The organism is Streptomyces sp. NPDC044064, assembly GCF_056434245.1.
In genome coordinates this window covers 94,367-115,017 of sequence record NZ_JBWKFN010000022.1, presented here as the reverse complement: position 1 = coordinate 115,017, position 20,651 = coordinate 94,367, and the positions used below count along the sequence as shown (strand labels likewise).

General features: G+C 70.1%; 10 protein-coding genes and 1 pseudogene. 6 read left to right on the top strand and 5 right to left on the bottom strand.

The window, feature by feature from the left end:
- Nucleotides 1-59 precede the first annotated feature (59 nt).
- Complete coding sequence (locus AC07DS_RS31210) at nt 60-3,314, bottom strand: tetratricopeptide repeat protein (protein ID WP_479150666.1); 3,255 nt, start codon at nt 3,312-3,314, stop codon at nt 60-62.
- On the bottom strand, nt 3,311-3,637 hold the full coding sequence (locus AC07DS_RS31205) for a trypco2 family protein (protein ID WP_479150664.1): 327 nt from the start codon (nt 3,635-3,637) through the stop codon (nt 3,311-3,313). The genes AC07DS_RS31210 and AC07DS_RS31205 overlap by 4 nt, the downstream gene beginning before the upstream one ends.
- Nucleotides 3,638-3,767: 130 nt before the next feature.
- Between AC07DS_RS31205 and AC07DS_RS31200 the strand changes: the two genes are divergently transcribed.
- Nucleotides 3,768-8,393 carry a hypothetical protein gene (locus AC07DS_RS31200; RefSeq protein WP_479150662.1) on the top strand — a complete coding sequence of 1,542 codons (4,626 nt, stop codon included), beginning with the start codon at nt 3,768-3,770 and terminating at the stop codon, nt 8,391-8,393.
- Between the two features lie 501 nt (nt 8,394-8,894).
- A complete protein-coding gene (locus AC07DS_RS31195) occupies nt 8,895-9,266 on the top strand; it encodes an ATP-binding protein (protein WP_479150661.1) in 372 nt (123 codons plus the stop codon).
- A 300-nt stretch (nt 9,267-9,566) separates the two neighbouring features.
- Here the strand turns inward: AC07DS_RS31195 and AC07DS_RS31190 are convergent, their stop codons facing one another.
- A complete protein-coding gene (locus AC07DS_RS31190) occupies nt 9,567-12,212 on the bottom strand; it encodes a fibronectin type III domain-containing protein (RefSeq protein ID WP_479150659.1) in 2,646 nt (881 codons plus the stop codon).
- A 243-nt stretch (nt 12,213-12,455) separates the two neighbouring features.
- On the opposite strand from AC07DS_RS31190, the pseudogene AC07DS_RS31185 reads away from it, so the two are divergent.
- Nucleotides 12,456-12,558: pseudogene (locus tag AC07DS_RS31185) on the top strand (MerR family DNA-binding transcriptional regulator); the annotation flags it as partial.
- Nucleotides 12,559-12,734: 176 nt separating this feature from the next.
- Here the strand turns inward: AC07DS_RS31185 and AC07DS_RS31180 are convergent.
- Nucleotides 12,735-13,016: a hypothetical protein gene (locus AC07DS_RS31180; RefSeq protein WP_479150657.1), complete on the bottom strand. Its 282-nt coding sequence runs from the start codon at nt 13,014-13,016 to the stop codon at nt 12,735-12,737.
- 228 nt (nt 13,017-13,244) lie between these two features.
- Here AC07DS_RS31180 and AC07DS_RS31175 point away from each other — a divergent pair, with 228 nt between their 5' ends.
- The 3 genes from AC07DS_RS31175 to AC07DS_RS31165 all read left to right on the top strand — a co-directional run bounded on the left by AC07DS_RS31175 (nt 13,245) and on the right by AC07DS_RS31165 (nt 18,657).
- The gene (locus AC07DS_RS31175; RefSeq protein ID WP_479150655.1) at nt 13,245-14,198 is read left to right on the top strand and encodes a hypothetical protein; all 954 of its coding nucleotides are present in this window, start codon (nt 13,245-13,247) and stop codon (nt 14,196-14,198) included.
- 116 nt (nt 14,199-14,314) lie between these two features.
- Nucleotides 14,315-15,550, top strand: coding sequence for a lanthionine synthetase C family protein (locus AC07DS_RS31170; protein WP_479150653.1), 1,236 nt, complete (start codon nt 14,315-14,317; stop codon nt 15,548-15,550).
- Nucleotides 15,547-18,657, top strand: a complete 3,111-nt coding sequence (locus AC07DS_RS31165; RefSeq protein WP_479150651.1) for a lantibiotic dehydratase — start codon at nt 15,547-15,549, stop codon at nt 18,655-18,657. Before AC07DS_RS31170 ends, AC07DS_RS31165 begins: the two co-directional genes overlap by 4 nt.
- Nucleotides 18,658-19,169: 512 nt before the next feature.
- Here AC07DS_RS31165 and AC07DS_RS31160 read toward each other — a convergent pair.
- On the bottom strand, nt 19,170-20,231 hold the full coding sequence (locus AC07DS_RS31160) for a hypothetical protein (protein ID WP_479150649.1): 1,062 nt from the start codon (nt 20,229-20,231) through the stop codon (nt 19,170-19,172).
- Between the last annotated feature and the right edge of the window lie 420 nt (nt 20,232-20,651).

The window sequence follows — 20,651 nt, the reverse complement described above, 5'->3', positions numbered from 1 at the left end:
GGAGTGCTCCGACAGTGATGGTTTGAGTCTCCTCTCGGTCCATCAAAGTCAGTTGACGGTCAGAAACTGGCGCGCAGCCGCTCAATTTCGGTCAGGCATCGCCGGAGCAACACGGTGTGTCGCCCCGCTCGGGCCACGTCCGCGGCCTCCTCCAGGACCTTCAGGGCCCGCTCCGGATCGCGGGAGCCGAGTACGAGACCATGGACGCACAGAATGCGGGCGCCTTCCCCGCCCACCGGAGCCCCACCGCCTCCGGTCGCCTCGCGCAGAGCCACCGCCGATTCCTCCGAGGCCACCACCGCCCCTTCGTCGTCACCCACACGACGCAGCGACAGCGCCAGATCCGCCAGTACACAGGCCAGTTCACCCACAGCCCGGGGGTCTCGCCCGGTGGCGAGCGTACGTCGCAGGCGCACCGCCTCCGTTGCGGCCTCCAGGGCATCGGGCAGACGGCGCATCGCCGTCAGCCGGCTGACCAGTCCACTCAACAACCGGGCCAGAAGCCCCAATTGGGAGGGGGCGGGTTCGTCGTCCAGCAGACCCCGCTGGATGGCGACGGCCTCCTCGGCCAGGCCCAGCGCCGTCCCGTGCTCGCTCAGTGCCGCACGTGTCCGGGCCTCGTTGTGCAGCGCTTCCGCCAGCCGAACCAGGTAGGCGTCCGGGTGCTCCTCCGCCAGCACCCGCAGGATCGCCACGGCACGCGCGGTCTCCTCGGCCGCCTCCGCGACACGACCGTCCTGGTGGAGGTAGAGGGCGAGGTGCAGGCGTGCGTCGGCCATCTCCACCGCCGGCCACCCCGGGTCCCGGCGCAGGAGCCGTTCGCGCAGCCGTACGCATTCGGCCCCCAGCAGCAGGGCCTCGTCGTGGCGGCCCGCGCGGTACAGCCACAGGGCCTGCTGGTGCAGTACGGTCGCCCGGCGGCCCTGAGCCTCGGGGGTGTCCGGAAGATGGCCCGGGCCGAGCGCGGCCAGCAGACGCTCGCCGACTGCGACCGCGTCGTGCGGACGGCCGACCTCGTCCAGCCGAGCGCCGTACCCCAGCAGGACGTCCATGAACTCCGCATCCACCGCGGCATCGAGGCTGTCGCCTCCCCGGAGTCGGACACCCTCCTCGCACGCCTCCAGCGCCTCGGGATACCGGCTCGCCCGGGCGAGCCGGTAGGCCAGGGCATGGAGTGCGGAGGCCAGTTCCCGCGGTGCGCCCGTCGTACCCCGGGCATGCGCCACGGCCTCTTCGGCCATCCGGGCCGCGCGACCCGCGAGCACCACGGTGTGGCGGGGCACCGCGGCGAGCAGTTCGGCGGAGAGCGGACCCCGCCCGTCCGGCCCATCCAGCACCGCGTCCACCGCTCGGCCCAGGACGCCGTACCCCTCCCGGGCCAGCAGTTCGACGGCGACGGGCGCCAGCGGCCGGGGGCGTCCGGCGATCAGGCCGACGATCCGCTCGTCGAGTTCCGGGAAGCTCTGTCCGGCCCGGCACAGCACGCGCAGCAGATGACCGGCCCGCTGGGCGTCGGGCAGTTCGGTGAGCGCGGACAGCAGCTCGGGGAAGGCCCGCGCGGTCGTACCGACCAGATGCTCGCCCAGCAGGTCGGGCACCAGTCCCACCCAGTAGCCGTCGCGGCCGCCGTACAGCTCGTTGAGCCACATCGCCGCGCCGAGGACCGTGTTGGCGGTCTCCCCGCGCAGGATCCCGCTCCCCTCCAACAGATTTCTGGCCTCGTCGGGGGTACGGGCCCGGCACAGCGTCGCGGTGACGACCAGCTGCCGCAGGGTCTCCGTGTGCAAGTGACCGATCCGGTGGGCGGACACGGTCCGCGTCCAGTACGCCTCCTCGTGCCGCATCAGCAGTTCCATGCCCTGCCCCCGGGAAGCGGCCGGGACCGGGAACAGGTGCTGCAACAGCGCGGCCAGCGCCGTACTGTGCAGTTCCAGGGCCCTGGCGAACCGCTCGTCCGACAGCCGTGGCGGTGTCACCGACTCCGGTCGAAAACCGGGCGGCGCCGCGGGAAGCTCCGGCAACCGGGCCAGAGCGTGCGCCAGATCCACGACCGCGTGGCGAAACGCCTCGGACCGGGTCGCGGGATCGTCGGCGAGCGGCCCCAGCTCCTCCACGGTGCCGGGCGGCGGCTCCCGCAGTGCCCGGCTCTTCCGGCACACGTGTTGCCACCACTCCCCGTCGCTTCTGGCGAGCATCAGCAGACGGACCGGCGGTCCCACCCCCGTCCCGGCCATCGTCCCGAACAGCCTCAGCAGTTCCAGCAGTTGATCGAGACGGGTCTCCGCGTAGTCCACGACGAGCAGGAGGGGAGCGGACAGTTCACCGAGTGCGCCCAGGTCGGCATCGGGGTCGTCGTCCAGGAACCCGGTGTTCCAGTTCCGGCGGGCCATCCGATCCACCAGCTCGGCCGCCACCCGCGTCTTGCCCTGACCTCCCGGCGCGGTCAGCAGCTTCAGCGACCACAGACCCGGAGCCTGGCACCACTCGACGAGCCCGTCCATCAACGACTCCCGGCCGTGGAAACCGACCGGGCTGACCTCGGCCCGCAGGAGACCCGCCGGTGACCGGGCGGGCGAGGGCGGGGGCTGAAGGACGCCCGCGAGCGCGACGTCATTCATGCGGGGCCTCCCCAGCAGTGCGGCCGCCTGCTCGTCCTCCAGCAGCGAGGTCGACGGCACGGCGGTCAGCGCCCCGCCGGCCGAGCCCGGGGCGGGGTCGACCACCACCAGCCCCACCAGCACGCCATCGGACGTCACCCCCGCCCCGGACATCCCGCCCCAACGGGACACGTTCCCGGCGCCCTCTCCGGCGCACCCCACGGGGACGACGGCGGGCACCGGGTTGTCCACCTTGATCTCGTGACGGCCGGCCTTGAGCCTGCTGCCCGGCGCGATGTGGCCGGTAATGTGCGCGGTGTCCCTGAAGGCCGGCGCACCCTCTTCACGCACCCGCATACCGGCCGGGAACCCGACCGCCTCGACGGGACGGCGGGCGCCCGTACCCAGCCGTCCCCACACCAGCGGTGGAAGCCCGTCCGGCTCCCGGAACGAGCCATCGTCGATCCGGAGCAACGCCGCGTCGATCCCGGTCCCCGCCGCGCTGTCGTAGCGACGCCAGACCACCGAGCAGTTCCAGACCGAGCCGCCGTCGAGCAACCGGATACGGGCCGTCGTCGCGCCACGGACGGCATGACCTGCCGTCAACACCAGCCGGTCATCCAGCAGATGGCCCGTGGCGATCCGGTGCCGACCGCCGTCCGAGGTCCGGTAGACCTCTACCACCCGCCGGGCGACGGGTGGGATCGTCCAGCTCACCTCTGCGGCAACTTCTCCGTGGTGTCCGATACTTCGAGCGGCCCACCGTCCGGTCCCCGAGGTGTCAGGGTGAGCCGGATGGTGTGCGTGGACGTCCGCTCCCGCCGCTTGGCCCCACCGCCCGACAGAACGTAGAACCGGGCACCCCCGGTGATCTCGCTGCCGCTCAACAGAGCCACCTGGAACTCCAGCTCCACCGGCCCGACTTCGAAGGAAAGCCCCCCTTCGGGCGCCAGCCGCCGGGCCGTGTCGAGTTGATTGCGCAACGACCCGATGGCCTGCGCGAGTTCGACGAAATTCTCGGCGGAGTCTCGGTCGGACATGTCATCCCCCTGTCGCACTGCGTCGGTCAACCCCATCGTTACCCACCGGAAGCGCCCCGTCACACTGTCCCGCACAGTCTGTCAGGATGTGCCGCGGGAGCGTGCGTGCAGCCGACGGGTGGGAGAGCGGATGAGTGAACGTGCCGTGGCGGCGGACCCGCGTGTGGTCGAACTCGCGTCGCTGCGGCCCGGTGCGCGAACCCACACCGCCGGGTCCGGATATCTGCTGCACGACGGACTGGTGATCACGGCCGCGCACACCGTGCCCACACCCGGTACCGGCGAGGTGTGGATCCGCCCCGGCGGGACGGGCCCGTGGCTGCGCTGCCGAGTACTGCTGCGCCGCTATTCGGACCCGGACGCGCCCGAGGGTCAAGGACACCGCAGACCCAGGGACCTCGCCGTGCTGCGCGTCGAGGACGAGGCCGGGGCGCCCGGCCTGTCCGCGCTGCCACCGGTGCGCTGGGGACGGCTGGCCACCCGGCCCTGTTCGGCACGGATCGAAGCCACCGGCTTTCCCGCGGGCCTCAGGGTGTACGAGGACCGGGGCGGCCCACAACTGGCCACCGTGATGCGGGACACCGCCCACATCAGCGGCACCCTGGTCTCCTCGGACGCCCTCGGATCACGGCACGTTGTCCACGTCGCCCAACCCGTGCCGCCACTGCCCGACGGAGCCGCGGGGCCGAACGAGAAGAAGAGGACCCGCTGGGATGGCATGTCGGGTGCAGCCGTCATGTGCGACGGCCTGCTCGTGGGGGTCGTGGTGCGCGCCGACGCACTCGACGGCGTCGAGATCGAGGAGACGGCACCCCTGTGGGAGGATCCCGAGGCCCGCGAACTGCTCGGTCTCCAGGCGGTCCGCCCTCGGCCGGCCGAACTCGCAAGGGTGCTGCACCGACCCACCGGGCGTCCGACGCTCACCCCCATCTCACTCCTCAGGCCGGAAGCGGCCGCGGTCCGTTTCCACGGCCGCGAGGAAACCCTCCGCGACCTCGCGAACTGGCGACACTCCGATGCCGGCGACTCGGTGCTCCTGATCACCGGCCCAGGTGGCCAGGGCAAGACGAGGGTGGCCCTGGAAGCAGTCCGCGCCGCCGAGGAAGACGGCTGGACGGCTGGATTCCTCGCCGAACGCGCCGACATCCGGGCACTGCCCCGCCTGGCCACCCTCGACACTCCCTTGCTGCTGGTCGTGGACTACGCCGAGACCCGCCAGTCACAGATGAACGACCTTCTCGACGTGTTCGGCCAGTCCGTCCCAGACCGCTGCCATCCGGTGCGGCTCCTGATCCTGGCCCGCAAGGCCGGCCAGTGGTGGAGCCGACTCCGCGAGCACGCGCATGTCCCGCGCGACACCGCCGTACGCCCGCTGCCTCCCCTGGAGCCCACCGCCGCACTCCGTGCCACCGCCGTTCGCGACGCCATGGCCGACCTCGAAGACGGACTGACCACCCTGTACCCGGGGCCGAAGGCACGGCAGGCGATACGCGCGGCAGTGCCGCCGTCCGTCACCGAGGTCCGTTACTCCGGCGCCCTCAACCTCCAAATGGCCGCCCTTGTAGCCCTGCTGCAGGCTGTGGACCCGGTACGCGTCACGAACGGCGAACGCCATGAGGCTGTCCTCCTCCGTCACGAGCAGAAGGTCTGGAGGCGCACCGCGTACAGCCACGGCATCGGCGACCTACCGCTCTTCGAGTACCGCCGTATGGTCGCTGCCGCCACACTCTGCCCCGCCGAGGACGAACAGCAGGCCCTGGCCGTCCTCAGCAGGCTCCGGCCGACCGGCCACATCGAGGAACCCCGGACGCCGCTGCCGGACCCAGTGCGCTGCGGACGTTGGCTGTCCAACCTCTATCCATCCGACGACGACCACTGGGGTCCCCTCCAGCCCGACCGGCTGGGCGAACATCTCCTGGGCGGTGTCCTCGCGGAGGATCCCGAGTTGCTGGGTCGCCTGCTGCCCGACACGACCGAACGCCAGACCTCGGCCGCCTTCCACCTGCTGTCCCGGGCCCAGCTCCACCAGTCGCACATCACCGAACCACTCCGGATCGTCGTCACCGCCCGCCCCGATCCACTCGCCCTACGGGCCGTCGACGCCGTGGTCGCGGTGGAGAACCCGGCCCCGCTCCGGCAGGCCCTGGCCGCCGTACTGGACGAGATCACGGGCGCTGTGGACCAGTGCGGATCACTGGCACAGCGGCTGTACAACGCGGTTCCGCTTCCCACGCTGGCCCTCGACGAATGGGCGGCGGACCTCTCGGGCCTGCTGGCCCGACAACCACCGGGACCCACGACGCTGGATCCTCACGAGGTGTCGGCCGAACAGGCTCGGCGGCTGCACCGTCACGCCGTCCGGCTGGTCGAGATCGGGCGGATCCCGGCAGCCCGCACCGCTGCCGAGAAGTCCGTCGCCCTGTGGCACACACTCACCGCGCACGGCTGGCCGGGAGCCGAGAGCGGCCTCGGCCTGGCCCTGAACACCCTGGCCCTGGTGACCGACCAGGATCGGTCCGGTGCAGAAGCGCTGTCGCTCTCCCAGGACGTGCTGCGGTACTACGAGGACCTGGCGACGCGGGATCCCGAAACGTACACCGCCGATCTGGCGATGGCCTGGAACAACCACGCGAACCGACTCGCCGACGCGGACCGGCTCGACGAAGCGCTGGAAGGGGCACTCACCGCCCGCGACCTCCACCACGATCTTGCCTGCGCCGACCCGGCCCACCTCCCCGATGTCGCCCTGTCCGAGTACAACCTCATCCGGATCCACGGTGCGCTCGGGCAGCACGGGGCGGCAACGGCCAGCGCCCGCAGAGCAAGGGACCTCTACCTTGACCTCGCCGCTCGGTGGCCAGACCAATACCGTCCACGCATACCGGAGGTCCTCGGCAACCACGCCGAACTCCTCCGTACAGCCGGCCTGCTCGCAGAGGCGGTGGACACGGTCGAGGAGTGCCTGACCGAATCCCGGCGCCTGGCCGCACATGACCCGAACCGCTTCACCCAAGACCTGGCCGAGCGGCTGTCCGACGCCTCGGCCGTCTTCGACGACCACGGGGACGCGGACAGGGCGCAGGCGTCGGCGGAGGAAGCCGTGGAACTGCTGCGGCCCCTGGTCGAACACGACCCGACCGCGGCACCGTCGCTCGCCAACGCCCTGATCGCACTTTCCCACCATGTTCCGGAGCAGGGGATCGACCTGCTCGGCGAAGCCGTCGCGATCTACGAAAAGACCGAGGCCTCGACCCCCGGTGCCCACGGATCCGCCCCGGCCCTCGCTCGCGCCGCACTCGGCAACGCCCTCGCCGACGCCGAGCAGTACTCCAAAGCGCTGCGCGCCTTCGGCGAATCGGTCGCCGTCCTGCGTCCCCTCGCCGACCGGCTGCCCGCCGCACACGGACCGGAGTTGGCCCGTGTGCTCGATCTTCAGTCCTACGCGTTGTACGACTCAGGAGACACTGAGGCCGCCCTGGCCACGGCGACGGAGGCGTACGACAGGTTCTCGGCCGCAGTGGCCGAGGAACCCGGGGCCTTCGTCGACGAGTTCGTCCGCGTCGTGGGAAACCTGGTGTTCTACATGCACCAGTTGAGCCGCTGGTCGGACATCCTGACACGGACCGAGCAGGCGTTGGCCCTGTGCCGCCAGCCCTCGGCCGAGGAACATCCCCAGAGGTTTGACACCCTGCTCGAACTCCTGGGGCACCGGATATCGGCGTTCGAGGAACTGGGCCGTCACGAGGAGGCGACGGACTGCGTACGGGAAATGGTCGACCTGCGCCGCCGGCTCTTGGACTCCGACCCCGAAGACGCCGACCACCGCCTCTCCCTGGCCGGGGATCTGTCGCGTCTCGCCGACGTGCTGTGCAACGCGGGGCGACCGTCCGAGGCCGTCGATCCCGTGCGTGAGGCCCTCGCCCTGCGACGGGGCGTGAGCGAGAGCGTGGTCGAGGGCGAGAACGACGACGACCGGGCCGAGGAGGACGACGACGAGGCGAGCGAGGCCGAGGAGGACGAGAAGGCGAACGAGGGCGCACTCCTCGTACAACTGGCCGCAGTGCTGCAACAGGCGGACGACACCGAGGCGCTGGCCGCCGCCGAGGAGGCTGTCCGACACCACGAGGACCAGCCAGGCCTCCCCGCCGAGGGTCGCAGGGACGGGTACTGCCAGGCGCTGCACCTGTACGCCGCCGCGCAGTCGGCCGCCGGGCGCCCCGAAGCGGCAGTGGACGCCTGCCAGCACCTGGTACTGCTGTACGCGAAGGAAGCAGCAGGTGAAGCGATCCCCGCTCGGGGCGGCGATCGCCTCGCTCTGGACGAAGCCCTGACCTCATTGGCCTGGACGTTGCTGGAAAACGGCTCATGGCCCCGGGCGCTCGGACTGGCCCGCGGCGTGCTCAGATCACTCACCGCGCCCTTGGCGCCCCCGCAGGACGACGCGTCGCAGCACCGCATCGCACTCGGAGCCGCCCTGCACGTACTGGCCCTGGCCCTCACGGCAGCGGGCCGCCACCATGAGGCCCTGCGCATGGCACGCCGAGCGTTCGCCGTACGCCGCCGCCTGGCCGCCCGTGCCCCCGGAACACACATGACCGAGCTGGCGGAGACGATGGGCGTGCTGGCGCTCGCTCTCGACGCCACGGGGCACACCGCGGAGGCCAGGACCACGACCCGACGATCCCACGCACTGCTCAGCCGCCTCGCCACGCCCGCTCACACCGCCCACCGGAGCGCATCTGCCGTGGGGAGGTAGGCGAGGAAGACCCCGCGCGTTTGCAGGTCTTGAAGGACGCGGGCGTAGGAGTCGTTGTCGGTGGTGAGGGCCGGCCGGGCGATGGCGAGGATGCCGTGGGCGTATCCCTGCGCCGCGACCGGCAGGCTGCTGCGAACCCGCGCCGCTGGTCGAGAGTCGGTGGCCGGCCCAGGTCGGCGAAGGTCGTCCGCGTGGGCTTCCGGCGCATCCGTGCCGCGTACTGCTCCATCAGTTCGAGGGCGGCGGGCGCGGGAGGAGCAGCAAACGCGGCAGGCACTTCGGAACTCGCCCTGGCCAGGCCGTGTGAGGGCGGCGCGGCGAAGGCGTCTGCGTTACCGCCACGGCGTCTGGTACCAGAGGCGACCGGGGGATGACCGTCGGGGGAGGGCGCTGCGCCGGTGGGTGTGGCGTTCCCGGCGGGAGCGCAGTTGACGCGGACGTCTTCGGTGCGGGCGGTGGCCGAGGCGGTCGGTCACGCGATGGCGGTTCAGGGCGCGGCGTGTGTTCGGCGACCCGGGCCGGGGCAAGACCGTCGCGGTGCGGACGGCGCTCCATGAAGTGCCTGCGGGCTGGAAGGTGACATGGGTGCCGGTGCCGGTGCCGGTGCCGGTGCGCCCGTCGGTGGCCGCCATGAGGCGGGCGGTGTTCGACGCTCTGGCGCTGCCGGGCCGCTTCCCGCACACATCTGCACTGGCCGACGGCGCGGTCGCGGGGGCTCTGGGAGAGGCGTGGGTGCTGGTGGTCGATGAGGCGCAGCGCCTGCCCGTGCCGTGCCTGGAGTACCTGCAGAGCCTGTGGGACCACCCGGGTACGCGGGTCACGCTGGTGCTGTGCTGTGCGGGCAGCGAGCGGGCGCTGACCTCCTCAGCCTGATTCCCATATGGCGGGACGGTGAACGAGGATTCCGCACCAGTTTCACTCACCCCGTGCACCACACCTGACTTTCGGCTTGATGGCCTCGCGATCACGACGCAGCCTGCGTGAAGAGCACACCGTCCTCTTCGAACGGAGCCCACCATGGCCGAGCCCGGGAAACGGGTGTGAGCTGCCGCCTCCACTGCTCCGGCGACACACCCTGACCGCTGTTCGGGGGCGAGCGGTGAGACGACGTCTCGGTGGGAGCTGTTCCTGTGGGCTCGGGCGGCCCACAGGAACAGCAAACTGCGGCTGGGCTCAGCCGCGGGGCACGGCAGTGGTCAAGTCCCCTTGCCGCTCGGTCAGTCGGCCGTCGACGAACGGGGACGTCTCGACCCGGTTCGACATCGATCCGTGACTACGCGCGGAGGGCGGCCGTTTGGACACGCCGGTCGAAGGGGGCGGGAGCGGAACACGGACGCAGTCGGAGCGGCTCGACTCCAGTGCGCCGTTGATCGCGGTGACGCAGAACTCGAAGTTCCAGTTGCCGGGGTAGAGGAAGGCGATCTGGTGATCCGGGGTATCCGTGATGTACGGGTCCGGATCCGTCGAACCGCCGGGTGCGTTCACGTTGCGGACCCACACCCGGTACCCGGCCGCCTCGGGAGAGCCCTGCCAGTTCAGCTGGACGGTCGTGGCGTCGAGGGACTTGATCGTGACGTTCGTCGGTACGGGCGGTGTGCCCCTGCCCACGGTCACGGACCGGGCGACCCCCGGCATGCCGCCGCCGGCCCGGTTCCAGGTGGCCACCGCGACGAGATAGTGGTGTCCCGGCGTGAGTCCGTCGATGTGCGCGGCGGTTCCCCGCACGGCCGTGCCACTGATGTACGCCCCCGGTACGTCCTTGTCCCAGGTGATGATCTGGTACCGGTCGATGGCGTCGGTGTGTGGCCCCTGTGCCGCGTCCCAGGACACGTCGACACCCGTCGACGTTGCCGCGGTGACGATCTTCTTGGGCGGGGCTGCCGTTTCGGGATGCGCGGTCGCACTGGCCATGGACCAGGACGACGTCCCGTCCGTGTAGTTGTCGGTGCGGACCTGGTACTCCCACGTCCAGCCGTCCTCGGTCCAGGTGGTGTAGTACGAGTTGGTCGACACCGTGGTCTCCTGCCACGCGCTCGCCCCCACGAGACGGTAGCGGACGGTGTACCCGCGTGCGCCGAACACCGGATCCCAGCTCACTTTCACACCGCTGGGGACGGACTCCGCCTTGAGCCCCGACACCGGGTAGGTCAGCCGCTCGGGAACGTTGCCGAGACTGCTGGGCGTGGACTGCCCGATGCCGAACCCTTCTTGCAGGGTGCGCGCGTAGGCATAGGCGATCTGGAACTCGCCCAGGGCGTTGGGGTGCAGGCCGTCGTAGCCGGCTGGACAGGCGGTGGGCCTGCAACTGTAGGCCGCTGCCCAGTCGACCAGCTTCACCGGGGAGGCGGAGGTGCTCCAGGAGGGGATGGCCGCCTTGAGCAGGTCGTTGTACTGGTTGGTCTTGTCCACCAGGTCCTGGCGGCCGTTGATGAAGAGGCGCTGGGGAACGTTCGCCACGGCGAAACGGATGTCCGGCTTGGCCGCACGGGCGCGGTCGACCAGGGTCTTCATGCTGTCCAAGGTGCCGCTCGCGTCGCTCACGAACCAGCCCATGTCATTGAAACCGAGGCCGAAGAGGACCAGGTCGGGCTTGTACTGCGCGACCATGGGCCCGATCAGATCCTTGTCCTGGGCGGCCTGGCGGCCCCACACGGCGAAGTGGTCGCTGTCGAAGTTCGGGGAAACGCCTCGGGCGTAGGCGCCGGAAACGGGCGGGGGCGTCGCCGACGGGTTCTCGATCTCGCCCTGCAACGAAGGCGGGGCCGGTGGCCCGCCCGGGTCGGGTTGCTTGGTCCCCTTGTACGGGCCGACGAAGTCGACGGCGACGTTCTGGTCCTGGAACCACTGCCACAGTCGGTAGCGCCAGGTGTAGTCGCCCTCCATTCCCTCGGTCATGGAATCTCCCACGACCATGACGCGCAGCGGGGGAGCGTTGGTCGTAGTCGGCGGCGGCCCCCATTCGGCGATCCCGTCCGGCAGCAGGTCGGCCATGTCCCGAAGTACTGCGGCCATCCAGTTCGCCGCGTCCTGGACCCAGGAGAGCACCTGGGACTTGATCGACGCGGCGATGAGGGCCAGAACTCCCGGGAACTTGGTCTTCAGCCATGCCACCAGGCTGTCCCTCGCGTTCTTCCACAGCGCTGCCTTGAGCGCGTCGACGAACGTCCTGGCGTACGCTTTCGGGTCCTTGAGCTCATGGTCGAAGGCTTGTAGCACCAGGCCCTTGACCAGAGCGCCGGTGAACCGTCCGATCGTGGGGCATGTCAGGGCGGCCTCGGGGAGGACAACGAAACAGGCCGCCTGGGTCAGGTACTTCGCGAGCATACCCACGCCCATCGCGAAGAACTGCTGCTTCCAGGTCGCCGCCGTCTGCACGTTCGCGGCGGGGACGGTGAGGGTCAGGCCGGTGTTCCCGGCCATGCTCACGGTGCCGTCGAAGTCCGCCCACTTCGTGTCGTCGGAGATGCCGTCAAGCTCCTCGTCGATCTCCTGCCGGATCGTGTCGCTCAGGAGCCGGTGCTGACTGACGTCCTCGTCCAGCTGACGCTGCATGACCTGGGGATCGTACGGAGTGCCCGCGTCAAGGGTGAGTGCGAGGTCGCCGTCGCCGTCGCTCACCAGCGACGCGCGGGCGGTGCCGGACGCGCCGAGCGCGACCGGCGCGGTCCGCTGGGCCGAGGACTTCGCGCTCGCGGCAGCGGCGGCTGGTCCGGCGGTCCCGGTCAGCAGCAGCGCGAGCGAGACGATGAGGGCCAGGAGGCTGTACGCCCGTAATTCTCTAGGTTTATGTCGGTACCTTTGTGTTCTTCGCTTCGACATGTCGCCGTGTGCCCCTTCCGGTTCGCCGCCCGCCGGGTGCGGGTGGGGTGCGGCACGAAGATCTGGTGGATGCCACGCACACGCAAGACGTGCCAGACCTCGCCACGGTTGTGTGGGGACGGAAGGCCGAAGTGGGGGACAGGTATGCCGGTCGGTGTCTCTTGCGTGCGCTTTCCGCTACGTCAACTCCTACGGTCATCGGTGTGGCCGCAGAGACCGGCCCTGGCGATGAAAGGCACGGCTATGGCCTGGTCCATCGCGGACATGGCCCGGATGTCCGGGGCGACGTCCCGGACGCTGCGGCACTACGACGAGATCGGGGCTGCTCGTTCCTGCGTACGTCGGGCCCCTAACCCGCCCCCGCCCCCTGCGGCCCCCGGCGCGCGACCGCCCACAGGCCGCCGCCACGCCCGTCCCGCGCAGCCCGGCCCCATTCGGTCGGGCAGGGCAGGTCGGCGGAGCCGACCGTATCAAGACGTGGAGGAGATCCACTGATAGTGGGGTGTATTTCACGTAGTGGCCCTATTCGGCCTTGGTCAGCTGTCGGCTGGCCTGGACGCAGATTGCTGTGGCAGGGGCTTCCGGCTGTGCCTGCGCGAGGACAGTCCATTGCTGGATCTTTCCGTTACGTCCGGTGACCAAGAAGCTGTGGTTGTTGGGGCTGAAGACCACGCGGCTGATGCCGTCGGTACTGGCGACGGGCGTGCGGATCAAGTGTCGGGTGGAGACGTCCCAGAGGCGGAGGGTGTTGTACGAGGCGGCGGTGGAGAGACCGTGTGGCCCGCGGTCGTACACCTCGCTCACTGCCACGCGCCCCTTCGGGCAAACCGGCCGCTGTTTCATACACCGCGAGCTGCATATCGCCTTACGGCTCGTGTTCACGGGTGAGGGCCCCTCCGTCTCGGGTACTCGTCGATGAGAGCAATTGATACCGATATTCGACGTACCGTGGACCCTGACCATTGACCGCACAGTGGTGCGGTCCAACACACTGGTTGCGCCCTTCGCTGAGGCAGCACCGAGGGAGCCACCATGACCGATAGCGAGCCGGCGAATTCCGCGCCGGATGACAGCTCCGCAAACGCGGAGACCACCGGTTCGCCGCGCGACGACGCCCCGGTCAGTAGCGAGACCGGTGGGTGGCTCGCCGCCGATCCCTTCGTTCAGCGCATGCGGCCGGATGCCGCAGAGCCTCCGCTGAGGACGCTGGACCTCGCTGGTCTGCTCGGTCCCAGCGACCGCCCCGGGTACCACCGGATCTACTTCACCCGCGACCTGGACTACTTCGCCGAGTTCCGCGCCGATGACGTGCTTGACGTACAGCGACTGTCACCAGACGCGTTGCCGTTCGCGGGACTCGACAGCAGCCGGGTGTCGCTGCGGCGCGACGCGGCCGTCAACTACACGTGGCACCGGACGCCGGGAGCGCTGGACGAGTTCGACATCGACGTGCGCTTCAGCGGCCGTGGCGCGACAGGTCGGGCCCGCGCGGCCACGGACGACACCTGCGGTGGCGCCACCTGTGTGCAAGGCGACGACTGTACGGCGGGCACCTGCTTCTTCACCTGCCCCGGCTGCGGGTTGACCAGTGGTACGTGCCAGGGCTGCGAAGACACCGCGGTTACGTGCCGGTGCCCAGGCACCGAACAGGCCGGCTGTACGGTCGGCACGTGCCGCTCCTGTGACGGCACCTGCGTCGCGCAGACCTGTCGCGGGCGCACGTGCCGCGACACATGCGTCACCTGCGAGACCTGCCGGACGGACTGCGGTCAGGCGACCTGCGATACGTGCCGGACGCAATGCGGTCAGCCGACGTGCGAGGCGACCTGCAACACCTGCCTCACCCGGTGCGAGCAGGCGACCTGCGGTACCTGCGACACCGCTTGCGGCCAGGCCACGTGCAACACGTGCCCGACCGATTGTCAGCGCACCTGTGACTGCGAGACGCGGAATCCGCACATCCCCACCTGCGGGCGCCAATGCTAGGCAGCGCTCGACCGGTGCGGTCCCGCGAGTCGTGGCATTCCGTGCTGCCCGTCACCCAACAGCGTTGGGCGCGGCACGTGGCCCTGGACGTGGCGCGGCGCGTACGACAACCCTCTGTGGTCCGAGCTGCCGCTGCCGCGGCGGTGGCGCAGACCGGCTATCCGCGGGGTGGTGGCCGGGACGGTGCCGATCTGGCGCAGGGAGCCGCAGGCATCGCGTTGGCCTGCTCGTACTTCGATGCGTGCTTTCCCAGCCAGGGCTGGGATGTCGTAGGCCACCACTATCTGAACAGTGCGTGCAGCGCCGCCCAGGAATCACCCGGCCGCGGTCCGGGGCTCTTCGGCGGGCTCGCAGGCGTCGGCACGGCCGCGCTGAGCCTGGCACGCGGTGGCGTCCGCTACCGCCGGATGCTGACGGCACTCGATGAAGCTCTCGTGCCCATGACCGCAGCGGCGGCCGACGCCTGCGGCGACGGACGGGGCGGCGTGCCGGTGAGTTCGTTCGACTTGATTTCCGGGCTGAGCGGGACCGGCGGATATCTGCTGGCGAGAGGTGACGGATACGGCCACCGGGGCATGTCGGAGGTATCGCGGGCCCTGGTGGCGCTCAGCGAAGAGCACGACGACTTGCCCGCCTGGCACACGCCACCGCGGCTGCTGGCGGACGAGAGCCTCGCGCGGCTGTACCCCCGCGGCGTGCTCAACTGCGGCCTTGCGCACGGCGTCCCGGGCCCGGTCGCGTTCTTGTCTCTCGCCCACCTGTACGGCCCGCCGCTGCCGGGAGTCACCGACGGCCTCGAGCGCATGGCCCGATGGCTGCAGGAGCACCGCAGCGACGACCGCTGGGGGCCGAACTGGCCGACGGTCGTGGCTATCCCGGATGGCCAGGCTCTCGCTCCCGGCCGGCAGGACACCAGCCGTACGGCGTGGTGCTACGGCAGCCCCGGGATCGCTCGCGCGCTGTGGCTGGCTGGCCTCGCCCTGGACCGGCCGGAGCTTCGGGACCTCGCTGTCGAGTCCGTAGCTGCGGTCATGCGCCGGCCGGTCGCCGAACGGCGCATCGACTCCCCGACGTTCTGTCACGGCGTCGCCGGCCTGCTAGCCATAGTGGTGAGGTTCGCCGTCGACACCGGTGCCCCGGAATTGATGCGTGCGGCCCGTGACCTGACCGATCAGCTCCTGGACGAGGCATACGAGCCCGACTCGATGCTCGGCTTCCGGGACCTCGAGCCGGACGGGCGGCGGGTGGACCAGCCGGGCTTGCTCGACGGTGCGGTGGGCGTCGCCCTCGCTCTGCTCGCGGCCGCATCCGACGTCCCGCCCCGGTGGGACCGATGTTTCCTCCTGTCATGACCGCCGGCCCGCTCTATCGCGTGGTGAACAAGGTGTTTGTCCGCGCACCGCTCCTGCCTGTGGACGCGTACGCGGCGCTGTCCGCACCGTCGCACGACGACGGCGAACGCAAGCACTCCTGGTCGGCCACCGACGATTCACGCGTCCAACTCGCCCTGCAGGTTGGCGCCGGAGACCTCCCTGCCGCCCTCTCCCGCCCGACGACGTCCGACCGCGACGCCGCACGCAGGCGAGGCAAACTGCTCCGCTACCTGATCCGGATGTCCACCCGCCCAACCCCCTACGGCTGCTTCGCCGGCGTCGCCTTCGCGGAATGGGGCGAGCGCACCACGCTGTCCCTGACGGGGCGGCACGCAACCCGGACCCGCCCTGACATGTCCTGGCTGCTCGGCCTCGTGACGTCGCTGGAAGACAGGCCGGAAGTCAGGCGCGAGCTCAACCTGGTGACCCACACCGGTGTGTACCACCGCGGGGATCGACTGTTCCTGCCGCGTCCGGCGCAGGGCCACCCCGTGTCCGTACGGGCGACGGGGGCCATACAGCATGCCCTCGAGCTCGCGCGACAGCCGATCGGCTATCGCCGCCTGGTCGAGGTCCTGCTGCAACGCCCCGGTGGTACGGAGGAGAAGGCCGAGGGTCTGCTCGACGAACTGTGCCACCAGGGCTTCCTGCTGACCGATCTGCGTCCCCCGCTGACCACGGCGAACCCCGGCCGGTATGTCGCGGACCGGCTCCGGCTCCTCCCCGGCGCGGATGGCAGCGCCCGGCGCCTGACGGACCTGCTCGCGGCGATGGCGGCCTGGGACGATCTGCCTGACGACCGAGCCGCAGTAGAATTCCGAGGGCTGATCGACGGCGCGCAGGCAGCAGGCCCTCCTGCGGAGGACGCCGTGCCCCAGGTCGACATGGCTCTGTCCGTGGGCGGCCGGGCGGTGGCCGCCTCCGTCGCCGCCGACACCATACGCGCAGCCGAGCTGCTGCTGCGGATCAGCCCGCTGCCCGCCGGCCTCCCACACCTTGCGAAGTACCGGCACGCCTTCGAGGCCCGATACGGCACGGCAGGTGAGGTGCCGTTGCTCGAGTTGCTCGACCCGGCCTTCGGCCTTGGATCGCCCTCGACCGCGGCATACGCGACCGGGCCGCCCCCAGGCCCGCCGACCCGGCACGAGGCGCTACGGGACTGGGCGGCCGATGCCGTGGATGACGGCCGGATGGTGGTGGAGCTGGATCGCACCGCTCTACGGAAACTCGAGACCTGTCGGCCGACCCCGGAGATCGCGCCGCTGTCCCTCGACCTGTTCGTCCACGTCGCCGCACCGTCGGCTCAGGCGATGGACGCCGGCGACTACCGCCTCGTCATCGGGCCGAACCTCGGGGCGTCGGCCGCAGGACGCGTCCTCGGCCGCTTCTCCGATCTGCTCGGCCCCGCGGCCGAGGAGACCCTCGCGGAGATCCACCGGACCGAATCCGAGCACCGCCCCGACCACCTCCTCGCTGAGCTCGTCTACCTCCCGGTGCAACCCCGTTCCGCGAACGTCGTTCTGCGCCCGCAGGTGCGCCCGCACCAGATCCCCGTGGGCACCCCCGCATCCGTGCCGCCGGATCGCGTCGTACCACTGAACGAACTGGTCGTCGGCGTGTCGGAGTCGCGACTCTATGTGCGCTGGCCGCGCGTGAACATGCTCGTGAGTGCCTGCTCCGGTCACATGCTCAACAACCATCAGGCGCCGGAGGTGTGCCGGTTCCTCGACGACATACGGCAGGATGGTCTCGTCCAGCTCTACGGGTTCGACTGGGGGCCGGCTGGCCTCAGCCCGGTGTTGCCCCGCGTCCAGTCCGGTCGCATCGTGCTGTCTCTCGCACGGTGGCGGATCGACCATCCGCTGGCCCAACGCCTGCTTGCGGACCCGGCCGCATTCGACGCCGCCCCGGCGACCTGGCGCAGCGAGGCCCACGTCCCCCGCTGGGTGTACCTCAGTGCTGGCGACAATCGCCTGCTCCTGGACCTGGAGGACGAGGACCAGCGGGAAGAGCTTCGCCGGGAGCTGCGGCAGTTGCGCGACGGCCGCTCCCTCGCGCTCGAGGAAGCACTCCCTGCACACGAGGATGCGTGGCTGCCCGGGCCGGACGGCCGACACCTTGCGGATCTAGTGGTGTCATTAGTGCAACCCGCCCCCGCCCCGACGGCGGTTCGACCACCGTCGCCGGCAACGACGTTCGCCGTGGACGGTATGGCCTCGGACCGGCTCCGACTCCCTGGTTCCGATTGGCTGTTCGTCAAGATCTACACCCCGGCGGTGTTCACGGAGGACATCATCGCCGGACCCTTGCGCGCCTTCTGCGCGTCCGCGGTGCTGTCGGGCCTCGCGGATTCCTGGTTCTTCCTGCGCTACTGGGATCCCGACCCGCACCTTCGACTCAGGTTCAAGGGTGAGCCGGATCGCCTGGTGAACGACCTGTTGCCGCAGATCCTCGCCTGGGGCCGGCACCTGACGGACCGCGAGCTGTGCACTCGGCTGTGCCTGGACACTTATAACCGGGAGATCTCCCGCTACGGCGGCGTCGCGGGCATGGCCATCGCGGAGGACGTGTTTGCCGCGGACAGCCTCGCCGTCAGTGAGCTGCTGTCGGCGGAGCGTTCGACGGAACTCGGCCTGGACCGGACCGAGCTGGCCGTGTTGAGCGTGGATGAACTGCTCACCGGTCTCGGACTCGCCGAGCCGGATCTGCTGCAGTTGTTACAGGTCGCGCCGGACGTCCGACGGCAGAGTGGACCCGAGTACCGGTCCCGAAAGATCGCACTTCGCCGGTTGCTCGACGATGCCGGAGCGGCCGCCCTTGCTGCACGTCCCGACCCTCTGAACCAGATCCTCTCCGACATGAGAGCCGCCCTGAAGTCCTCGGCCGCCCGGCTGCGGCAGCTCGCCGCCGAGCACCGGCTCACCCAGCCTCTGACCTCGCTGTGCGGCAGCTTCGTGCATCTGCACTGCAATCGGCTGCTGAGCGAACAAGGACCGTCCGAAGCCGTGGTGAAGGGCCTGCTCACGCGCACTCGCTTGTCCCTGCGCGCGTCACCGCCGCCCGGGCATGCCAACGGGAGTGTCTAATCGACGGCGGATCCGACGATGAAGGAGACGCCTTATGAGCGAGACGATCGCCGAGCCGAGGCCGTGGGGGAGGCGGTCGCCGAGTTGGCTGCGGAGGCGGTGTCGGACGAGCAGTTGATCGGGATGCTGGTCGACCGCGCCCCGGATCATCGGCCGCAGGGTCGGCGTCCGGGTCGGACGAGTGCTCGGCGAGATAGCGGCCGAGCTGGGCCGCGGCCAATAGTCGTAGGGGTCGTGTACGGATGGTTACCGGCCCGCAAGGTGCGGTCCCAGTCCGTCAGATGTCCGGACCGCGTCGGGGACAGGCCTGTAAACAGGCGTTCGGGGTGACCGCGTTCTTGGGACGCTGGTCCAGCGCCGTGCATGTGGCCGTCGACAAGGAGCAAGCGAGGACGCCTGCATAGGCCTGGAGGCCTTCATCAACCGGATCACCGTGGCGGGGTTTCCCAGGTCAGCGAGTGCCGCCGCCGATCACGGAGATTCCGGCCGACTCCTTGCTGGCCCGGTTCCGGTCAGGGGCGAAGCTCCCATCTGCGAAGGGAGGAGTTCCAATGGAGCGTTCCCCGGTGGCCTTCCGGCAAGTCCGGGGAGAGCTCGAGCCGAGACAGGGCGTCGAGGGCTTCGTTCGCCGCTTCGGTAGGAATGTGCAGTGTGAGCTGATGGCTGAAGTCCTCGGCGATGAGGATGCGTTGACTGGGGTCTGCGAGTGTGTCACGGGAGTCGCTGCTGCGTCGGAACATCCTGCGCAGGACCTTTCGTGCGGACTCGTGCGCGTCCTGTGCGGCTTGGCCCGCTAGGGCTTGGACGAAGGGGACTACGGCGACGGCGACGGTGGCCGAGGTCACCGCTGTTACCCAACCGGGTGCCCGTGGTGATTCCTCTGGTTCGATGGCTTCGGCGCGACCGTACAACTCGGCCATGCCCTCCGTGTCGCCGCAAAGGAACGCCACGTCCCCCGCCTGGAACAGCGTGCGCCGAAGGACTTGCCGCAGGCGGCGCAACTCGGTCTCGACGCTCTGCACCGCGTACCGGGCATCCGATCGGGCCCGCTGGTGTCCGCCACGCGCGGCGTGCCAACGGCTCGCAGCAAGGGAGCCTTCCAGGTCTCCTCGGGCATGTGCCCCGTCGTAGAGGGGCCCGGCCTCGGTGCCCCGGCCGGCCTTCTCCAGCCATCGCCCGTAGGCGATGAGTCCGGCGGGTTCCCCAGTGTCGGCGGCACGCCGGTACCACTCTTCGGCCTGCTGCGGGTGGTACCGCTCTACGCGCAGCACCACCCTCAGGACAGCGTCCACTTCAGACGAGGCTCCCGAGAGGAAGAGGGACTCGAACGCCTCCTGGAACCTTCCCGAAGCGACCAGGTCGTCGAGTTGAAGCTCCAGTTGATAGTCGAGTCCGCCTAGCCGCCTGGCCCTTGCCTTGCGGAGCCAGGGACCGTATTCACGTGCCGATCTTCCGTTTTCTAACAGCCACCGGCCGAGCCCGATCCAGGCGCCGGGATCGTCGGCCTGCGCTGCCCGTCGGAGCGCTTCTTCGCGACGCGGTCCGTCAGTATCGTCCGATCCCGTGGTGAACACCGTGACCCCTCCGCGTCATTACCGGCCCGGTAAGCATTGTAGTGACGGACCCCGCAAAGGGTCCCTCCGCAGAGCGGCTGGGCCGAGCAATGCCTGGTGCACGCAAATCATCCCCCTGGATCGGCTTGTGTAGAAGGAGTCAGTGCCGAAGGCGACGACCTTGGTCCAATCGGGGGCGAGTTGAGGAGGTCGAAGACGGCGGCGCGCAAGCCGTCCTCATCACGAGACCCCAACCCGCAGGTTCATAGCGCAAAGGCATTGGGCCTAGCCCGGCAGGCTGCGCAGTTTCACGGAGCCGCCAGCAGAAGCGGTCGAACAGCCATGGTTCACGGGAGAGTCGGAAGTGAGGCGGTGCCGGACCAGTTTTTGCGGCGCCGTCGGCCTGGGTGGTCCGGCTGGAGGCGAAGACGTCGAGAGGCG